Consider the following 19011-nt stretch of genomic DNA (forward strand, 5'->3'; position numbering starts at 1 on the left):
AACGAGGGAGACAGCCATGTTCCAGGACATTTTGCCGGAAAGCTTGAACGGCTTGCGCCGCAGCCGGGAGCTTACGGTCATTGACGTAAGGTCGCCGTCCGAATACGAGGATTCCACGATCCCGGGCAGCTTGAACATTCCATTGTTCGATGATGCCGAGAGGGCGGAAATCGGCACCATTTACAAGCAGGTCAGCGTGGAGGCCGCCAAACAGCGAGGGCTGGAGATCGTCTCGGCCAAGCTGCCGGCGTTCATCCGCGCTTTTTCCGAGATTCCCGGGAAGAAGGCGGTGTTCTGCTGGAGAGGCGGCATGCGGAGCAGAACGACCGCGACCGTCCTGAGCTTGATGGGCATTCACGCCTACCGTGTCGCAGGAGGTTACCGCGATTACCGCAAGTGGGTCGTCGAGACGCTGGAAGAATACTCGCTCAAGTGTCCGGCATACGTCCTGCACGGAAATACGGGAACCGGGAAAACCTCGATCCTGCGCGGTCTGAAGGAGCAAGGCTATCCGGTGCTGGATCTTGAAGGGCTCGCAGGACACCGGGGATCGATTTTCGGGGAAATCGGTCTGCGAAGCCACAATCAGAAAACGTTCGATTCGCTGCTGCTGGACGAACTGCTGGCTTACGATGAAGCCCCTTACCTGCTGATGGAGGCGGAAAGCAAAAGAATCGGCAAAGCCGTGCTGCCCGATTTTCTGATGCGCGGCAAAGAGCAGGGCCGCCACATCTGGCTGGAGCTTCCGATGGAAGAGAGGGTGCGCAACCTCTTGGAAGACTACCGACCGTGGGAGCACGCGGAGGAATGCCTGGTCGCGTTCCGTCAGATCAAGTCCCGGATCCATACGCCGATCGCCGCCGAAATCGAAGGCTGCCTGCGGACGGATAGATTCGACAAAGCGGTGGAGATGCTGCTCACCCATTATTACGATCCCCGCTACGCTCATTCTTCTGAAGGATACGAAGATGAGGGGCATCTGATCATCAGCGCGCGGACGGTGGAAGAGGCCGCCGAAGAGGTGGCGCGGCTGCTGCCGCCTTCTGCGGGCTGAAGAGAAGGGCACAATCAAACGGATGACAAACGCCGGGCTTTCCCTTTATAATGGTTGGAAAATCTTCCAAGGGGGAACCGGCATGTTCGGCATCGAGCATTATACGTTGTTTTTGTTATCCGGCATTTTATTGAATCTCACGCCGGGAACCGATACTTTGTACATCCTGAGCCGGACGGTGGCGCAGGGTAAACGGGCGGGAATCCTGTCCGTCCTCGGCATCGTATCGGGCGTGTTCTTCCATACCCTGTTCGCGGCTTTCGGCTTGTCCGTCATCCTCATGCAATCGGCGCTCGCGTTCAGTGTCGTCAAATGGCTGGGGGCCGGCTATCTGATCTATATCGGGATCAAAAGCCTGAAGTCCCGTGCGAATCCCCTGGTGTTGGAGCAGACGGAGCGGACGGCCGGCAAAAAGATCTATTTGCAGGGACTGCTTACGAACGTGCTCAATCCGAAGGTCGCGTTGTTTTTCCTCGCGTTCCTGCCGCAGTTCATCGAGCCGGATCGGACCACCGGCGTTCTGCCGTTCATTTTGCTGGGCTTGACCTTCATCGTGACCGGCACTTTATGGAATTTCGTGCTCGTCTGGGGCTCCAGCCTGCTGACGCGCAAGCTGAGAAGCGGCAGCGTCGCGAAATATTTGAACAAGATTTCCGGCGTCGTGTTCATCGGCCTCGGGATCAAGCTGCTTCGCACGACAAGAACGTAACGGACTCGCTTGTCGGTCAGATTAGCCCGCGTATAACGCGGGCTTTTTTGCGTTCCGGGCGAGGGATACGGCGAAGGAAGGATTGGAAAACCTAAGGCCGATAACCAGGATAGAAGAAGAGGGGCGAACAACGTGTTTCATTCGGATGCCGAAAAGCTGATCGGGCAGATCCGGGAAAGGTCGATCCCGCTGAACCGGCCGGACGATCTGGACGCGATCGTGGAAGCCGCCGCTGACGCCCGGGTCGTGCTGCTCGGAGAAGCGTCCCACGGCACGTCGGAATTCTATACGCTTCGTATGGAAATCACCAAACGGCTCATCCGGACCAAGGGATTCCATTTCGTCGCGGTCGAAGGGGATTGGCCCTCCTGCGGCACGCTGAACCGGTATGTCAAAAATGCTCCGGGAGCTGCGGTAAGCGTCCGGGAAGCGCTGGAGGATTTCAACCGGTGGCCGACGTGGATGTGGGCGAATCGCGAAGTGATGGAGCTTGCGGACTGGCTGCGCAAGCATAATGACGAATTGTCGCAGTCCGGCCGTAAAGTCGGTTTTTACGGATTGGACGTGTACAGCCTGTGGGAGTCGATGGAAGAGGTCATCCGCCATCTGGAACGAACAGGGGCGTCCGAGTTGCAGACGGCGAAAGAGGCGTTCGCCTGCTTCGACCCGTTCAGCAGGGATCCCCAAACTTACGGGGTGTCGGCGGCTTTCTTCTCGGATACCTGCGAGGACGAGGTGGTCAAGCTGCTGTCGGAGCTTCGCGCTAAGCGGAAACGCGCGGAGGAAGACGCGGAAGCCGCGCTGCACGACGAGGTGAATGCGCTCGTGGCGGTGAACGCCGAACGCTATTACCGTTCCATGGTGCGAGGCGGACCGGAGTCGTGGAACATCCGGGATGAACATATGGTCGAGGCGTTAAACCGCGTGAGGGCGTTTTACGGTCCCGACGCGAAAGCGATCGTCTGGGAGCACAACACGCATATCGGGGACGCAAGGGCGACGGACATGGCGGAGGAAGGAATGGTCAACGTCGGCCAGTTGGTGCGTGAGCAACTCGGGCGGGACCAAGTGTTCGCCGTCGGGTTCGGCTCGCATCGCGGCACGGTCATCGCGGCCCGAGAGTGGGGCGGCGAGATCGAACGCATGGACGTGCCGCCCGCGATCGACGGCAGCTGGGAAGACCTGATGCACCGGGCCGGCCGCGAGGATAAAATCGTGATGCTTCGGGAGCATGAAGACCTGTTCGCGGAGACGATCGGACACCGCGCGATCGGCGTCGTTTACCACCCGCGCCGGGAGCGCGGCAACTACGTTCCGTCACGCATGTCGAGCCGGTATGACGCGTTCGTTTACGTAGACGTTACGAAGGCGCTGGAACCGCTGCAGGTGGAGGTCTTGCACGTTTGACGCGCTGGAAGCTGGAAGCAAAAAAAGATTCATTTTGTCCTCCGCCGGATGGTAAAGTTCAAAGAGAGAACTTTGCACGAAGGAGAGAGGCTCATGGCGTACTGGAAAACAAAGACCGCGGTTTCGGTGCTGGCCGCCTGGCTCGGCTGGACCGCCGTGTCGCTGTCCGAGCAGGTTACGCCGCAGGCTCATGGGGCGAATGCGGCGATTTCGTCTTATACGACGCTGAGGACGGCCTTGAAGCAGCACTTGACGTCCCGGGAAACATCGTTTACCGTGCCTTATAAAGGCGCCACCGGCTCGCTTTCCGCGGACATTTCCAAAGCGATCGAATCGATTTTCGCAGCCGACGACGGTTTGGCCTATACGGTTTCTTCCTATCGCTGGAGCATGTCCTATACGAAGAAAGAGGCGACAATCCGCGTTCAGGTCGGCTACTGGGAGAACGCCAAGCAGACCGAGTACGTGACCGCCCGCGTGAAAGAAATCGCCAAATCGATTTTCAAACCGGGCATGAACGCGCACGAGAAAGTGAAGGCGGTTCACGACTGGGTACTTCTGAACGTCGCTTACGACCGTACGTTGGTCCAGCACTCCGCTTATGCCGCGCTGACGAAGGGCGTCACCGTGTGCCAAGGTTATGCGCTGCTCACGTATCGGCTGCTGAACGAAGGCGGCATTCAAAACCGCATCGTGGAAGGGACGGTGTCCACCGGCCCTCATGCATGGAACCTCGTGAACCTGGACGGCAAATGGTACCATCTCGACACGACCTTCGACGATCCGGTGCCGGACGCCAAGGGAAGGACGACTTACGGGTATTATTTAATTACCGATGAGCAGATCGGCCGGGATCACCGGTGGACCAAGACCTATCCGGCGGCCGTCACTTCCTATGGAGTAACGCTTAAGAAGGCGATCGCAGCCGACGGCAAAAAAGCTTCGTTCTACGACGGCTTGCGGAACACGCTCGGTTATCCGCTGCTGGACGCGAAAAACACGGCCGATAACGAAAGCGAGCTGGGAGAGAGGATTCGCTCCGCCCGCAAAGCGGGCAAGTCGTCGGTGACCGTCCGATGGACGGCGGGTACTCGCCAGCCGGATCTGCAAGCACTGCTGGACGAGGTGCCGGGGCTGAAGTCGGTGTCGACTTCTTCATTGCCTTTTCCTCTTGGGGATCCCGGAGATACGGTGTTAAAGGTGGAATTCCGATGAAAGCCGTTTTGGTAGATGAGAAGACGAAATCTTTGTTCTTAGGCGAAGCCGACGAACCGAAGCTGCCTGAGGACGGGCTGCGGGTGCGCGTTCGCGCGACGGCGCTCAACCGTGCGGATTTGCTGCAGCGTCGCGGCTTGTACCCGCCGCCTCCGGGGGAATCATCGATCCTCGGATTGGAAATGGCCGGCGAGGTGGAGGAAGCGGGACCGGCGGCCTCCGGCGGTTGGAAACCTGGCGACCGCGTGTTTGCGCTGCTCCCCGGAGGCGGCTACGCCGAGCGGGTGTGCATTCCGGCGGGCATGGCCATGAGGGTGCCGGATTCCTGGACGTTCGAGGAGGCGGCGGCGGTTCCGGAGGCATTCTTGACCGCCTATTTGAACCTGTTCGAGCTTGGCGGCCTGAAAGCAGGCCGGACGGCGCTGATTCACGCGGGAGCGAGCGGCGTCGGCACGGCAGCTATCCAGCTGGCGAGGGAAGCCGGGGTGAAAACCATCGGCACCGCAGGCAGCGAAGCCAAACGGGCTTTATGCGCCCAGCTCGGCGCCGCGAGGGTCATTGATTACCGCGCGGGGGACTTCTCCGCGGAGGTGTTGGAGGAGACGGACGGCAAAGGCGTCGACTTCATCCTGGACTCCGTCGGCGCGCCGTATTGGCGGCAAAACCTCGCATCGCTCGCGATGGACGGCCGGCTCATCATCCTCGGCACGATGGGCGGGAGCCGCGTGGAAGATGTCGATTTGGGCGATCTGCTGCGCCGGCGGATCCAGGTGATCGGAACCGCGCTGCGCTCGCAGCCGAAGGAAGAGAAAATCCGCCTGACGGAGCGGTTCGCCGCATTCGCCATGCCCGGCTTGCAGGCAGGACGGATTCGGCCGGTCATCGACTCCGTCTGGGACTGGGAGAAAGCGGCCGAGGCGCATGCTTACATGGAGCAGAACCTCAACGCAGGCAAAATCGTTCTCCGGGTTGGCGGGTAAGAGGGGGCGGACCGGATCGGATTTCGCTCTGCTTGGTCTCCGTAAGACGGCGCAACCTTCTTCGGGAGCGGATTTCGCTCTGCCTGGTCTCCGCAAGACGGTGATACCGTCTTCGAGAGCGAATTCCGTTCTGCCGAGTCGCCGTAAGACGGCGCAACCGTCTTCGGGATCGGATTTCGCTTTGCCTGGTCTCCGCAAGACGGCGAAACCGTCCTCGGCAGCGGATTTCGCTAAACTACGACTACTTAAGCCTGTGCGAACTTCCGTAACTCGATCCTCAAAGTAAACGACGACTACTTAAACCCGTGCGTATCTTCGCAATCCCACTCCTTAAGTAAACCACGACTACTTAAACCCTCACGTACCCCCACAATCCAACTCCTTAAGTAAACCACGACTACTTATGGCCCGCTCATACCGCGAAATCATGAAAATCTTAATACAATCTTGATACAAAATGTATTGTGTTGTTTCCATTAACCTCCTAGAATGATGTAGTTATACGTAATGTATCTAAAATATCATTTGGAGGTTGAATCGTGAAACGCAGAAGCAATTGGCGAAACAAAGCAAGAAAATGGTCCATGCTCGCCGCCGCGCTGCCGATGCTGCTGGCGGCTTTCCCGGCAGGGGCAAGCGCAGCGGACCCGGCATTGGCGGTCAGCCCGCTGTCGAGCTCCCTGACCAAGGAGCAGCTGGTACAAGCTTTCCTCGGAGGTTCCGTGACGGTCAGCAACGTAACCTTCTCCGGACAAAACGTGCAAGCCGGCACGTTCGACGGGGGCAACGGCATCATCGGGATCGACAAAGGCATCATGCTCAGCAGCGGCAACATCTCGAACGTCATCGGGCCTAACCAAAATACGGGAATCGGCGACGATCTGGATGGCGCTGGAGACGCTGACCTGACCGCGCTCGCGGAAGACGACACGTACGACGCCTCGGTTCTTGAATTCGACTTCGTTCCTGCCGGGGACGTGCTGAAATTCAAGTATGTGTTCGCGTCAGACGAGTACAACGAATACGTGAATAAAGGCTTTAACGACGTATTCGGGTTTTTCCTGAACGGCACGAACATCGCGCTGCTGAACGACGGGGTTACCCCCGTGACGATCGACAACATCAACAACGACAAAAACAGCGACCTGTACGTTGACAACGAGTTTTACGGCGAAGACGCCAAATTCAACACCGAGATGGACGGCTTTACGAAGGTGCTGAACATCGAAGCCCCCGTCCACAAAGGCGTGACCAACCACATTAAGCTGGCTCTCGCCGACGCGGGGGACGCCGTCCTGGATTCCGCGATCTTCTTCGGCGCGGATACGTTCACCTCCGAACCGGTCGGCAACCTGCAATTCAGCCAACCTGCTTATTCGGTCGGTGAAAACGGCGGTTCGGCCGTCATTACCGTCACCCGCTCCAACGGCACGTCCGGCGCGGTCAGCGTCGACTATTCGACGTCCGACGGAACGGCGACTGCGGGTCAAGACTACGGCGCGACCTCCGGTACGTTGACCTTTGCTGCCGGCGAAACCTCCAAAACGTTCTCCATTCCGATTACGGACGACAACGTCGCCGAAGGCAGCGAAACGGTGCAGCTCGCGCTCAGCAATCCGACGGGCGGGGCGGAACTGGGACAGCAGAAAAATGCGACGCTGACGATCACGGATAACGACGAGAGCACTCCGCCTCCGCAGGATCCGGCCTCGATCGAGTTCGCATCCGACAGCTATTTCACCGCTGAAGGAGACGGCACCGTTACGCTTACGATCGTGCGCAGCGGCAGCACGGACGGCGTGTCCACCGCCCAATATTGCTTCTGCAACAAAACGGCCGTGAACGGCCAGGATTACCATGGCACGTCCGGCACGGTAACCTTCCAGGCCGGCGAAACGTCCAAAACGGTTACCGTAGACATCGTGGACGATCAGCTGCCGGAAGCCCTGGAGACGTTCGGCGTGTTCTTGAAAAACCCGACCGGCGCCGTTCTCGGAGCGAAGAAGTGGACGTGGGTCAGCATTCAGGATAATGATACGCACCTCTAATCGTACGCGTTGAACCAAGGAGGGCCGGGGCCCCTTGCGGGCTCCGGCTCTCAAATCCTAAGCCCATAAGGTGATCGAAACGTGAGAAAAAGCCTGATCATAGGCGTTCTGGTCCTGCTGCTGGCGCTGCCCTTGCAAGCGTTCGCGGAGGAGGCGAAAGGAGACGGCAAGCTCGTCCCCGATCCCCGGTTGGAGGACGAAATCCGCCAGGTCTTGCAGATCCGAAGCCGCGCGGTGACGAAAGAAGACTTGCTCAAGCTGCGCAGGCTTGCCGTTCCCGGCGAACGCATCCGCAGCGTGGAAGGGTTGCAGTACGCTTCGGAGCTGGAAGATTTGGACCTCAGCCACAACCGGATTTCGGACGTCACCCCACTAATGGCATTAAATAAACTGCAAAAGCTCGATCTGAACGACAACCGGATCTCCGACGTTTCGGCGCTCGGCAAGCTGCCTGCGCTTCTCTACCTGAACATCAGCTCCAACCGCGTTTCTAGCTTGAAGTCTCTGGCTGGGCTCGGCAGCCTGGCGGTTCTGCAGGCGAACTACAACCGGATTGCGAGCGTCGCGCCGGTCGCTTCCATGAAGAAGCTCGACAGCTTCTTCGCCTACGGCAACCGGATTCAGGATTTAAAGCCGTTGGATCCGAAAATGAATGCCGCGCAAAACCGGCTGCTTCGCCTTGACGTCCGCGGCAATCCTTTGCTGCCGTCGATGAACGCCTGGAGCGAAGCGATCAAAAAAGCGCGCCCCGTCGACCTGTTCTACGACCCGGCGGAACCTCCGGCGGTCCCGTATGACATTCCGATTCTGATCGACGGCGAGTTGCAGCCGTTCAGCGGGCAAGCCGCCATGATCCAATCCCGGGCGTTCGTGCCGATGCGCGCGCTGTTCGAGAGGCTCGGCTACGAAGTCAAATGGAATGACGGCAAAATCCACGCTTCCAAGCCGGGTTCGGAAATCGATCTGGAAACGGGATCCGTGAAGGCCGCGGTGAACGGGGCAGCCGCCACGCTGGCGGCCGCACCCATTATCGTGAAAGGAAACGCGCTTGTCCCGCTGCGTTTCGTCAGTGAAAGCGCGGGGGCGCAAATCGTGTGGGAGCCGACGGCTCACGCGGTTATCCTGACGACCGACCCGCAGGAATCGAAATTCCGCGAGGGTTACGAACTGATTCGGGATGACGGCGACAAGGCGGCGCCTTACCGCTTCGTGACGGCTGCCGGCGAGCCCGCTTTTTCCGCCCGGTTCATCACGGCGGAACCGTTCAAGGACGGCTTGGCCGTCGTCCGGAAGCAGGACGGCAATTGGGCGCTCGTAAACGTAAAGGGCGAATACGTGCTGCACTCACCGACCAAGCTCACCGGATTGTCCGAAGGTCTTGTCGCCTTCCGCGGTCCTGCCGGATGGGGGTATCTGAATACGGCGGGCGAGGTCGTGATCGAACCTGATTACGACGAAGTGAATCCCTTTCATGACGGAGCCGCGAATGCCGTCTTTCAAGGCCAGCCGGTCGTGCTGCGCAAATAACCGAAGTACCCAAAAAGAAAGAGTGTCCTCCGCGGAGGACACTCTTTCTCTCATTAATAACCGGAAAGGCGAAGCTGGTTGATCGCGTCCGCCAGAATATCGATCGTGCGGTTGCCTTCGGTCAGCGTATTGTATGCGCCGCCGACCTCGATCAAAGCGGCGCGCGAGGACAGGTTCTGGTTGTACCAGCCGTTGCCGACGCTTTTGTCTTTATAGTAGATCCCGCGGGAGATGCCGGGGTACTTGGCATTGATCAGGCTCTGAAGCTTTTTGGCGAAGGCGTCGTTCTTCTTCCAGTCCGGGTTTTCGAGCCCGATGACGAAGTACAGCTTCGCGTAGTTCGTGCCGCCGATGTTGATCGTCGTCGCGCTGCGGGAGCTGGAGTCGCGGTGGATGTCGAAGATGTATTTGATCTGCGGGTGCTGGGCCAATTCGCTTTTGACCGTTTTCTCCGAATAGACGTAGGCTTTGCCCGTGCTGAAGCTGCTGCCGTAGATGGACTGATAGTCGTCGTCGGCATGGTAGACTTCGGCGCCCTTCGCCGTGAGATCCTGGGACAGGCGGTCGCCGAGAAGCTGGATGTTCCGCGTGGCGTTGAATGCCAGATTCGGATTGGTGACGCCGGGCAGCAGCGACAGGAACGACTCCCGGTTGTGCGAGTGGTAGATCAGCACCGCGGAGCCTTGGCTTTGCGGTGCTGCCATGTGCACGATCAGGCTGTTCTGGTCGCCGCTGTTTACGACTTGATATGTCGCGGGCTTCTTCAGGTCGACGACGATCCGCACCGTAGAGGTCGCCTTATCGAACATGGAGTATCGGACTTTCGAGACGAGCGGATCCGATGCCGGGATACCGGGCAGCTCCGCGATGACGTTTTCGCCAGGCTCCGGAATCGCTTGGGAGAACTGGAGGCCCGGGATGTCGACGACCACGCGGTCGGGATTCGTGAGCGTCGTCACGGTAGGCGTAATGTCGCCGGTCGATTTGACCGCGAGCTGGTTGTTCACGTAAACGATGTTTTCAAGCTCCGGATATGCTCCGCCGGGGATGGACGGGACGGTGGGATCCGTCGCCGGATCGCTGCCCGAAACCGTCGTGTCCGACGTCCACAGATTGATGGATTGCGTAGGCTTGTCCCAGCGGACGAGAATGCCGAGATTTTCGGCGATGAAGCGCAGCGGAAGCAGCGTCGAGCCGCTCACGATCATCGGAGCTTGTTCCAAGGTGACGTTATTTCCGTTCACGACGGCTTGCTTTTTATTCACGGTCAACAAGAGCGACGACTGCCCGCGGGTAATCGTGACGGTACGGTTGGCTGGATTCCAGACGATCGCGGCGCCGAGCGCTTCGGAGATCGTCCGCGCGGGGACCATCGTCGTCTGGCTTACGATGCGGGGCGGAACGGAAGGATGGAGATTTTTCCCATCCAGGAATAAGGTAAGCGGCTGAGATTGCGCGGCCGAGGCGGCCGGCAGGACAGTCGCGAGAACAACGATCAAGAGCAACAAAGCGGATAGCGATCTTTTCATTCTGCACCTCAATCTAGTTGATACTAGTGAGACACGGAATGGAACTGAAAGTTTCCGCAAATGAGAGAATGTTCATCTGAATGAGAGTTTCATCAGATTTCGACGTGGGTATAGAACCTGTATTGCCGAAATGAAACGCCAATCAGCCAAAATCCGGAAAGAGAGGGGCGCCATGGATTATCCCGTTAATATCCTGCTTGTAGACGACCATCCGGAAAACTTGGTAGCTATAGAAGCGGTTCTGAGCGGAGAGCCTTATCGCCTGGTTCGCGCCTATTCGGGCATGGAAGCGCTGCGCTGCTTGCTCGAGACGGAGTTCGCCGTGATCGTCATGGACGTGCAAATGCCGGGCATGGACGGATTCGAAACCGCCAGCCTGATCCGGACGCGGGAGAAAACGAAATACGTCCCGATCATCTTCCTCACCGCGACCAGCAACAAAATGGAACATATCTTCGCCGGTTATTCCGTCGGAGCGATGGACTATATGACGAAACCATTCATTCCTCAAATCTTCAAATCAAAAATCGAAGGCTACGTCGCGATGTACGAAGCGAACAAATCCTTGCAGATTCAGAGCGAGATTTTGCAGAAACAAGCGAGAGAGCTGGAGAAGACCAACCAAGCGCTCATTCAGGCCAAGGAAGCCGCGGAGGTCGCTTCTCGCGTGAAGTCGGAATTTCTGGCCATGATGAGCCACGAAATCCGCACTCCGCTCAACGGCATCATCGGAATGTCGGATTTGCTGCTGACCGCCGACTTGTCGGAAGATTGCGCCGAGATGGCCGGAATCATCCATAAAAGCGGAAACGCGCTGCTGTCCGTCATCAACCACATTCTCGATTTCTCCAAAATCGAATCCGGGAAAATGCAGCTCGAGGACGAGCCCTTCCATCTGGAACATTGTCTTCTGGAAACGGTCGACCTGTTTACCGCGAAAATCCGCGAGCGAAATCTGGACATGCGGGTGATCATGGATCCCAGCCTGCCCGAATGCGTGAAAGGCGACATGAACCGCCTGCGCCAAGTGCTGAACAATCTCATCGGCAATGCGGTCAAATTCACGCAAGAAGGCGGCATCACCGTCACCGTCAATCGGATTTCGGAAACCGGGGATGAGCTGGGCTTGGAATTCCGCGTCCGGGACACCGGCATCGGCATTCCGAAAGCCCGGATTCCGGAGCTGTTCCAGCCGTTCTCCCAGCTTGACGCTTCGACGACGCGCAAGTTCGGCGGCACGGGACTCGGCTTGTCCATCAGCAAGTCGCTGATCGAGTTGATGGGAGGGACGATTCGGGCCGAATCGGAGGAAGAAGGCGGAGCGGAGTTCATCTTCACGATCCGAGCCAAGAACTGCGGCGCCGCGGGACCGCCGGAAACGTACGAAACCGACGGCGAGGACCCGTACGCCGCCATGAACGCGCTGCAGGGCAGCTCCTTGCGGATCCTGGTCGGCGAGGACGACGAAATCGGCGGCAGGCTTTTGCAGCAAATGCTGCACAAGATCGGTTATCCGGCGGATTGGGCGAGAAACGGGGAGGAAGTTCTGAAAGCAGTCCAGGCCGCCGAGTACGATCTCGTCTTCCTGGATCTCCATATGCCCGTACAAGACGGGTGGACGGCTGCTAGCCGAATCCGAAGCGGAAGCGGATTCCATAAACCGATCCTTATCGCGATGTCGGCACACGCTACCCAAGAGTTGAAGGAGCGCTGCCTTGCCGCCGGCATGGACGATTTCGTGGCGAAGCCGATTCGGCTGGAACACGTAAGCAAGCTTATTCGAAAGTATGCAGATACAGACGGGGAGGATCATTGAGATGGCGGAGCATCAAGAAATTCCGGAAACCAAGGAAGGACAGATTGACGCCGGCGAGCTATTGAACGCGCTCATGGCGATGAAAAAAGGCAACTTCGGATTCCGGATGCCGTACGACCGAACCGGCGTCGCCGGGAAAGTCGCGGACACGTTTAACGAGATCATGGACATCCAGGAAAGCATGGTCAACGAAATCCAGACCGTCGCCAAAGTCGTGGGCAAGGAAGGGAACCTGTCGCGAAGGTTCACGCACAAAAACCACGGCGGTTCCTGGGATGCCATTTTCGAATCGCTGAACGGCCTCGTCATCGATCTGATCCAGCCGACGAGCGAGATGGTTCGCGTTATCAATGCGGTCGCCAAAGGCGATCTGACGCAGAATGTAGAGATGGCGATCGAAGGCCGGCCGCTGACCGGCGAATTCCAGCGCACGGCAAGCAACATCAACCGGATGGTGAATCAGCTCAGCACGTTCTCCTCCGAGGTGACGCGCGTGGCGCGGGAGGTCGGCACCGAAGGCATCCTCGGCGGACAAGCGGACGTCAAAGGCGTGTCGGGCACCTGGAAGGACCTGACCGACAGCGTCAATAACATGGCCAGCAACCTGACGGACCAGGTCCGCAACATCGCGGCCGTGACGACGGCGGTCGCCAACGGCGACTTGTCCAAGCAGATCACCGTCAGCGCGAAAGGCGAGATCCTCGAGCTTAAAGATACGATCAACACGATGGTGGATCAGCTCTCGATGTTCTCCTCCGAGGTCACGAGGGTGGCGCGGGAGGTCGGCACGGAGGGCAAGCTTGGAGGCCAGGCTGATGTTAAGGGCGTCTCCGGCACATGGCGCGATCTGACGGAAAGCGTTAACTACATGGCTTCGAACTTGACGAACCAGGTCCGTAACATCGCGGTCGTGACGACGGCCGTCGCCAACGGCGACCTGTCGAAGAAGATCACGGCGGACGTGCAAGGCGAAATCCTGGAGCTCAAAAATACGATCAATACGATGGTGGACCAGCTGTCCATGTTCGCGTCCGAGGTGACCCGCGTATCGCGCGAGGTCGGCACGGAGGGCATCCTCGGCGGTCAAGCCGACGTTAAAGGAGTTTCCGGCACGTGGCGGGATCTTACCGAGAGCGTTAACTACATGGCGTTGAACTTGACCAACCAGGTTCGGAACATCGCCGAGGTCACGACGGCGGTCGCCAAAGGGGACCTGTCGAAGAAAATCACCGTCGACGCCAGAGGCGAAATCCTGCAGCTGAAGAGCACGATCAACATCATGGTCGACCAGCTCAGCAATTTCGCTTCCGAGGTTACCCGGGTGGCGCGCGAGGTTTCGACGGAAGGGATCCTCGGCGGACAAGCGGACGTTCGAGGCGTGTCGGGTACTTGGAAAGATTTGACCGACAGCATGAACAACATGGCCGGTACGTTGACGGACCAGGTGCGGAACATCGCGGAAGTGACGACGGCGGTCGCGAAAGGCGACTTGACGAAGCAGATTACCGTTAACGCGAAGGGCGAGATCCTGGAGCTCAAAAACACGATCAACACGATGGTGGAGCAGCTCTCCACCTTCGCTTCCGAGGTTACCCGGGTGGCGCGCGAGGTCGGCACCGAAGGCATGCTGGGCGGACAAGCCCAGGTGCGCGGCGTCGCCGGCACGTGGCGCGACTTGACCGAGAGCGTTAACTACATGGCGTCCAACCTGACCAACCAGGTGCGCAACATCGCGGTCGTCACGACGGCGGTCGCGAACGGCGACCTGTCGAAGAAGATCACGGCGGACGTCCAAGGCGAAATCCTGGAACTCAAAAACACGATCAATACGATGGTGGACCAGCTTTCCACCTTCGCTTCAGAGGTTACGCGCGTGGCGCGGGAGGTCGGCACGGAAGGAAAGCTGGGCGGCCAAGCGCAAGTTAAAGGCGTCGGCGGAACTTGGAAGGACCTGACCGAGAGCGTTAACAACATGGCGCGGAACCTCACCGACCAGGTGCGGAACATCGCCGACGTGACGACGGCCGTCGCGAAGGGCGACCTGTCGAAGAAAATCACCGTTGACGTCAAAGGCGAAATCCTCGAGCTGAAGAACACGATGAACACGATGGTGGACCAGCTCAGTAACTTCGCTTCCGAAGTTACGCGCGTCGCCCGCGAGGTCGGCACGGAAGGGAAGCTGGGCGCCCAGGCGGAAGTGAAGGACGTATCGGGAACCTGGAAAGACCTGACCGATACGGTGAATTACATGGCCAGCAACCTGACGATCCAGATGCGCAACATCGCCGGCGTCACGACGGCGGTCGCGAACGGCGACTTGTCCAAGAAAATCACGGTCGACGTAAAAGGCGAGCTGCTGGAGCTCAAGAATACGATCAACACGATGGTGGACCAGCTCAATTCATTCGCTTCCGAGGTTACGAGGGTGGCGCGCGAGGTCGGCACGGACGGCAAGCTGGGCGGACAGGCGCAGGTGCGCGGCGTCGGCGGGATCTGGAAGGATTTGACCGACAACGTTAACATCATGGCGACGAACCTGACGGACCAGGTGCGCGGCATCGCCAAGGTCGTGACCGCGGTCGCGAACGGTAACCTGAAGCAGAAGCTGAACGTGGAAGCCAAAGGCGAAATCGCCGAGCTCACGGATACGATCAACAACATGATCGAGACGCTGGCGACGTTCGCCGATCAGGTGACGACCGTGGCGCGGGAGGTCGGCGCCGAAGGAAAGCTGGGCGGCCAGGCCAACGTGCCGGGCGCTGCCGGCACGTGGCGCGATTTGACGGACAACGTTAACTACATGGCGAGTACGCTGACCACCCAGGTTCGCGCGATCACGAACGTCGCGACCGCCGTGACGAACGGCGACCTGTCGCGGGCGATCGACGTCAACGCGTCCGGCGAGGTCGCAACCTTGAAAGACAACATCAACGAGATGATCCGCAACCTGAAGGAAACGACGCGCATCAATACGGAGCAGGACTGGCTGAAGACGAACCTCGCCAAGTTTACCCGGATGCTGCAGGGCCAGCGGGACCTGTACGCGGTCAGCCGCATGATCCTGTCCGAGCTGGCGCCGCTCGTGTCCATGCAGCACGGCGTCTTCTACATCAACGAGCCGTCGAACGGAGAACCGGTGCTCAAGCTGTTCGCGAGCTACGCTTACCAGAACCGCAAGCATTTGTCGAACGAATTCCGCGCGGGACAAGGTCTCGTGGGGCAGTGCTTGATCGAAAAACAGCGGATCCTCCTGACGAATGTTCCGGGAGATTACGTCGTCATCTCCTCCGCTTTGGGAGAATCGACGCCGCTGAATATCGTGCTGCTGCCGATCATTTTCGAGGATCAGGTGCTTGCGATTTTGGAGCTGGCTTCGTTCCGGCCGTACAGCGACATTGACATCGCGTTCCTCGATCAGCTTACCGAATCGATCGGGATCGTCATCAACACGATGCAGGCGAACCAGCGCACGGAAGAGCTGCTCATCCAGTCGCAGTCTCTCACGGAAGAGCTGCAGAAGCAGCAGATGGAGCTGCGCCATACGAACGACGAGTTGGAAGACAAAGCGAAGCTGCTCGTCCTGCAGAAAGCGGAGGTCGAAAGCAAAAACCACGAGGTCGAGGTGGCCAAGCGCTACCTGGAGGAGAAAGCCGAACAGCTCGCGCTGACTTCCAAGTACAAATCGGAATTCCTGGCCAACATGTCGCATGAGCTCCGGACGCCGCTTAACTCTTTGCTGCTGCTTGCCGAGCAGCTTTCGGAAAACCCGGACGAAAATCTGAACGAGATCCAGGTCAAATTCGCGAAGACCATCCAGGAGTCCGGTTTTGAATTGCTTAACCTCATTAACGATATTCTGGACTTGTCTAAAATCGAATCAGGCACGGTCACCCCGGACTTCACGGAAGTATCCGTACCTGAGCTCACCGACAGTCTCGACCGCACGTTCCGCCCCATGGGGGACGCGAAGGATCTCGACTTCCGGATCCGGGTGGAGCCGGGCGTGCCTTCCCGAATCGTGACGGACGCCAAACGGCTGCAGCAAATTCTGAAAAACCTGCTCTCCAACGCGTTCAAGTTTACGGAGAAAGGGCAGATCCTGCTGTTGGTTCGCAAAGCCTCCGACGGGTGGAGTCCCGATAACGATTCGCTCGTCAAAGCGAAAACGGTGCTCTGTTTCTCGGTCAGCGATACCGGTATCGGCATTCCGAAGGATAAACAGCAAATTATTTTCGAAGCGTTCCAGCAGGCGGACGGCAGCACGAACCGCGAATACGGCGGCACCGGTCTCGGACTGGCCATTTCGCGGGAGATCGCCGAGATGCTGGGCGGGGAAATCACCCTCTTCAGCGAGTCCGGCCAGGGCAGCGTGTTCAACCTCTACCTGCCTACGGAGGCGGATTATCCGGATCCGGAGCCCAAGAAAGTACACGTTCCCGAAGTGATCGACGTCACGCCGCCGAAACGCAGCCGCCACGCGATCAAGCCGGCAGAGGGCGAGCCCTTCGATGACCGGGACGAAATCGAGCCGGGCGATCGTGTCTTCCTCGTCATCGAAGACGACCAGAAGTTCAACGAAATCATCCTGGATTTATTGCGGAAAAAAGGAATCAAGACCGTCATTTCGACGGGAGGAGAAGATGCGCTGGAGCTGGCGCACCGCTATGAACCGGCGGCGATCACGCTGGATCTTCACCTCGGGGACACGGACGGGTGGCTGGTGCTCGAGCGCTTCAAGAACGACATCCGGGTCCGGCACATTCCGATCTGCGTCATGACGGTGGATGAAGACGAGATCGAGCTGCTGCGGAAGGGCGTGTTCGACTATTTCCGCAAGCCGGTCACGAACGAGGAGCTGGAACAAGCGCTCGACCGGCTGAACGGGATCGCCGACCGGACGTTCCGTACGGTGCTCGTCGCCGCGCATGGGGAAGAGGAACGTAAGGAAATCTCGGAGCTGTTGAGCGACGAAGAGCTGAAAATCGTTGCGGTGGATACTGGACGCAAAGCGCTCAACCAATTGAACGCCAAAGAGTTCGACTGCGTGGTGCTCGCGCCGGGGCTGCCGGATTACAACGTCGTCCGTTTCGTCCGCGAAATGCAGAAGAACGCCAAAAACAAACGCGTTCCCGTGGTCATCCACGCGCGAGGCAAGCTGTCGCAAGAGGAAGAAAACGAATGGGATGAGCTCACGAAGTCGGCGGTCGTGAAGGAAGCGAGGTCGAACCTTCAGCTGCTCGACGAGACGACGCTCTTCCTCCATCGGAAAGCGGAACGGCTGCCCGCCGTCACGAAGGAAAAGCTGGTCAAGCTGCATCAATCCGACGCGATGATCGAGTACAAGAAAGTGCTCGTCGTTGACGACGATATCCGCAACATTTTTGCCTTGACCTCCATTTTGGAGCGGCACCACATGAAGGTGATACCGGCCGAAAACGGCTATGACGCCGTCAGCATCCTGGAAACCACGCCAGATATCGAGATCGTGCTCATGGACATCATGATGCCGGGCATGGACGGTTACGAGACGACGCGAACGATCCGCCGTCAAGCGCGGTTCAAGGACCTTCCGATTTTGGCGCTGACCGCCAAAGCGATGAAAGGTGACCGCGAATTGTGCCTGGAAGCCGGGTGCTCGGACTACATCACCAAGCCTGTGAACAGCGCACAATTGCTCTCCATGATTCGGACTTGGCTGGACAAATCCTAAGAAGACGGGAAGCCGCTGCGTGAGCAGCGGCTTCTTACTTGGGGCGCAGGTGCGGTTCTCGGCCGGTAAGCTCCGATTCCAGCCGGCTCAGCCTCTTGTCATAATGGCGGAAGGTTAGATATCCGATCAGTCCTTTCACCGCGAAGAACAGAATAGCTCCTGCAGTAAGGAGGACGTAGTTGTCGGCCAAATCATGCAGCCAATCGTTTAAGCTCCGCATGCGGCACCCCCGACGCGTGTTACGCTTACGGTTCCCTCGCATCACGCAGCTATGCGCGCCCAAGCGTGCATAAATGTTCGGCGAAAGCGCACCATGAAAGGGAATATTCGGCCATCCAGTGCCGGCATGCAAAGGAGAACAGGGACAAACATGGCATCCGTCAAATTAGCGATCGTTTATTACAGCTCTACCGGAACGAACTACCAAATGGCGCAATGGGCGGCCGAAGGCGCGAAGGAAGCCGGCGCCGAAGTGAAAATCTTCAAGGTCCAGGAGCTGGCTCCGGAGGCGGCGATCGAATCGAATCCCGCGTGGAAAGCGCACGTAGAGGCCGCGAAGGACGTACCGGTCGTTACGCCGAACGATATCGTGGAAGCTGACGCCGTCCTGTTCAGCACGCCGACCCGGTTCGGGAACGTCGCTTCACAAATGAAGCAGTTCCTGGATACGACGGGCGGCATCTGGTTCCAAGGTAAAACGGCCAACAAGGTCGTCAGCGCCATGTCTTCCGCTTCTAACGCCCATGGCGGTCAGGAAGCCACGATCCTCAACTTCTACACGACCATGTACCACTGGGGAGCCATCGTCGTCGCGCCGGGCTACACGGACCAATCGATCTATGCGGCCGGCGGGAATCCCTACGGAACGAGCGTCACCGTCGACCAGGAAGGCAAAATCGTCGGCGACCCCAAAGGCGCCGTCGTCCATCAGGCGAAAAGGGTCGTGACCGTCGCAAGCTGGGTGAAAAAAGGGCAGCAAGGCTGAGGATAGTTGAATTCGGTCCCTCCCGCGTATA

General features: G+C 58.6%; 12 protein-coding genes. 10 read left to right on the top strand and 2 right to left on the bottom strand.

Annotated elements, in window-relative coordinates; translation table 11 throughout:
• Positions 1-16: 16 nt before the first annotated feature.
• The 7 genes from mnmH to EAV92_RS06575 all read left to right on the top strand — a co-directional run bounded on the left by mnmH (position 17) and on the right by EAV92_RS06575 (position 8940).
• Positions 17-1054: a tRNA 2-selenouridine(34) synthase MnmH gene (gene mnmH, locus EAV92_RS06545; RefSeq protein WP_123040315.1), complete on the top strand. Its 1038-nt coding sequence runs from the start codon at positions 17-19 to the stop codon at positions 1052-1054.
• A gap of 82 nt (positions 1055-1136) precedes the next feature.
• Positions 1137-1763, top strand: coding sequence for a LysE family translocator (locus EAV92_RS06550; RefSeq protein WP_123043609.1), 627 nt, complete (start codon positions 1137-1139; stop codon positions 1761-1763).
• A 132-nt stretch (positions 1764-1895) separates the two neighbouring features.
• Positions 1896-3170, top strand: coding sequence for an erythromycin esterase family protein (locus EAV92_RS06555; protein WP_123040316.1), 1275 nt, complete (start codon positions 1896-1898; stop codon positions 3168-3170).
• Positions 3171-3263: 93 nt separating this feature from the next.
• Positions 3264-4385: a transglutaminase domain-containing protein gene (locus tag EAV92_RS06560; protein ID WP_164472648.1), complete on the top strand. Its 1122-nt coding sequence runs from the start codon at positions 3264-3266 to the stop codon at positions 4383-4385.
• The gene (locus tag EAV92_RS06565) at positions 4382-5365 is read left to right on the top strand and encodes an NAD(P)H-quinone oxidoreductase (RefSeq protein ID WP_123040318.1); all 984 of its coding nucleotides are present in this window, start codon (positions 4382-4384) and stop codon (positions 5363-5365) included. Before EAV92_RS06560 ends, EAV92_RS06565 begins: the two co-directional genes overlap by 4 nt.
• A 539-nt stretch (positions 5366-5904) precedes the next feature.
• Complete coding sequence (locus EAV92_RS06570) at positions 5905-7413, top strand: choice-of-anchor L domain-containing protein (RefSeq protein WP_123040319.1); 1509 nt, start codon at positions 5905-5907, stop codon at positions 7411-7413.
• 81 nt (positions 7414-7494) lie between these two features.
• Positions 7495-8940: a stalk domain-containing protein gene (locus tag EAV92_RS06575; RefSeq protein WP_123040320.1), complete on the top strand. Its 1446-nt coding sequence runs from the start codon at positions 7495-7497 to the stop codon at positions 8938-8940.
• Positions 8941-8993: 53 nt separating this feature from the next.
• Here the strand turns inward: EAV92_RS06575 and spoIIP are convergent, their stop codons facing one another.
• On the bottom strand, positions 8994-10469 hold the full coding sequence (gene spoIIP / locus EAV92_RS06580; protein ID WP_123040321.1) for a stage II sporulation protein P: 1476 nt from the start codon (positions 10467-10469) through the stop codon (positions 8994-8996).
• A 172-nt stretch (positions 10470-10641) separates the two neighbouring features.
• On the opposite strand from spoIIP, the gene EAV92_RS06585 reads away from it, so the two are divergent.
• Positions 10642-12285, top strand: coding sequence for a response regulator (locus tag EAV92_RS06585; RefSeq protein ID WP_123040322.1), 1644 nt, complete (start codon positions 10642-10644; stop codon positions 12283-12285).
• Position 12286: 1 nt separating this feature from the next.
• Positions 12287-17995: a HAMP domain-containing protein gene (locus EAV92_RS06590; RefSeq protein WP_123040323.1), complete on the top strand. Its 5709-nt coding sequence runs from the start codon at positions 12287-12289 to the stop codon at positions 17993-17995.
• A 34-nt stretch (positions 17996-18029) separates the two neighbouring features.
• Here EAV92_RS06590 and EAV92_RS06595 read toward each other — a convergent pair whose 3' ends face one another.
• Positions 18030-18215: a hypothetical protein gene (locus tag EAV92_RS06595; protein WP_123040324.1), complete on the bottom strand. Its 186-nt coding sequence runs from the start codon at positions 18213-18215 to the stop codon at positions 18030-18032.
• A 150-nt stretch (positions 18216-18365) separates the two neighbouring features.
• Between EAV92_RS06595 and wrbA the strand changes: the two genes are divergently transcribed.
• Positions 18366-18980 (top strand): NAD(P)H:quinone oxidoreductase type IV, encoded by a 615-nt coding sequence (gene wrbA, locus EAV92_RS06600; RefSeq protein WP_123040325.1) that lies wholly within the window; start codon positions 18366-18368, stop codon positions 18978-18980.
• Positions 18981-19011: the final 31 nt, after the last annotated feature.

It is taken from the genome of Cohnella candidum, assembly GCF_003713065.1.
Lineage (GTDB): Bacteria > Bacillota > Bacilli > Paenibacillales > Paenibacillaceae > Cohnella > Cohnella candidum.

Bases quoted from the DNA above. Each gene is read 5' to 3' on its own strand.
- mnmH (WP_123040315.1), top strand. From the start codon at position 17: ATGTTCCAGGACATTTTGCCGGAAAGCTTGAACGGCTTGCGCCGCAGC.
- EAV92_RS06590 (WP_123040323.1), top strand. From the start codon at position 12,287: ATGGCGGAGCATCAAGAAATTCCGGAAACCAAGGAAGGACAGATTGAC.
- EAV92_RS06585 (WP_123040322.1), top strand. From the start codon at position 10,642: ATGGATTATCCCGTTAATATCCTGCTTGTAGACGACCATCCGGAAAAC.
- EAV92_RS06560 (WP_164472648.1), top strand. From the start codon at position 3,264: ATGGCGTACTGGAAAACAAAGACCGCGGTTTCGGTGCTGGCCGCCTGG.
- wrbA (WP_123040325.1), top strand. From the start codon at position 18,366: ATGGCATCCGTCAAATTAGCGATCGTTTATTACAGCTCTACCGGAACG.
- EAV92_RS06550 (WP_123043609.1), top strand. From the start codon at position 1,137: ATGTTCGGCATCGAGCATTATACGTTGTTTTTGTTATCCGGCATTTTA.
- EAV92_RS06565 (WP_123040318.1), top strand. From the start codon at position 4,382: ATGAAAGCCGTTTTGGTAGATGAGAAGACGAAATCTTTGTTCTTAGGC.
- spoIIP (WP_123040321.1), bottom strand. From the start codon at position 10,469: ATGAAAAGATCGCTATCCGCTTTGTTGCTCTTGATCGTTGTTCTCGCG.
- EAV92_RS06595 (WP_123040324.1), bottom strand. From the start codon at position 18,215: ATGCGGAGCTTAAACGATTGGCTGCATGATTTGGCCGACAACTACGTC.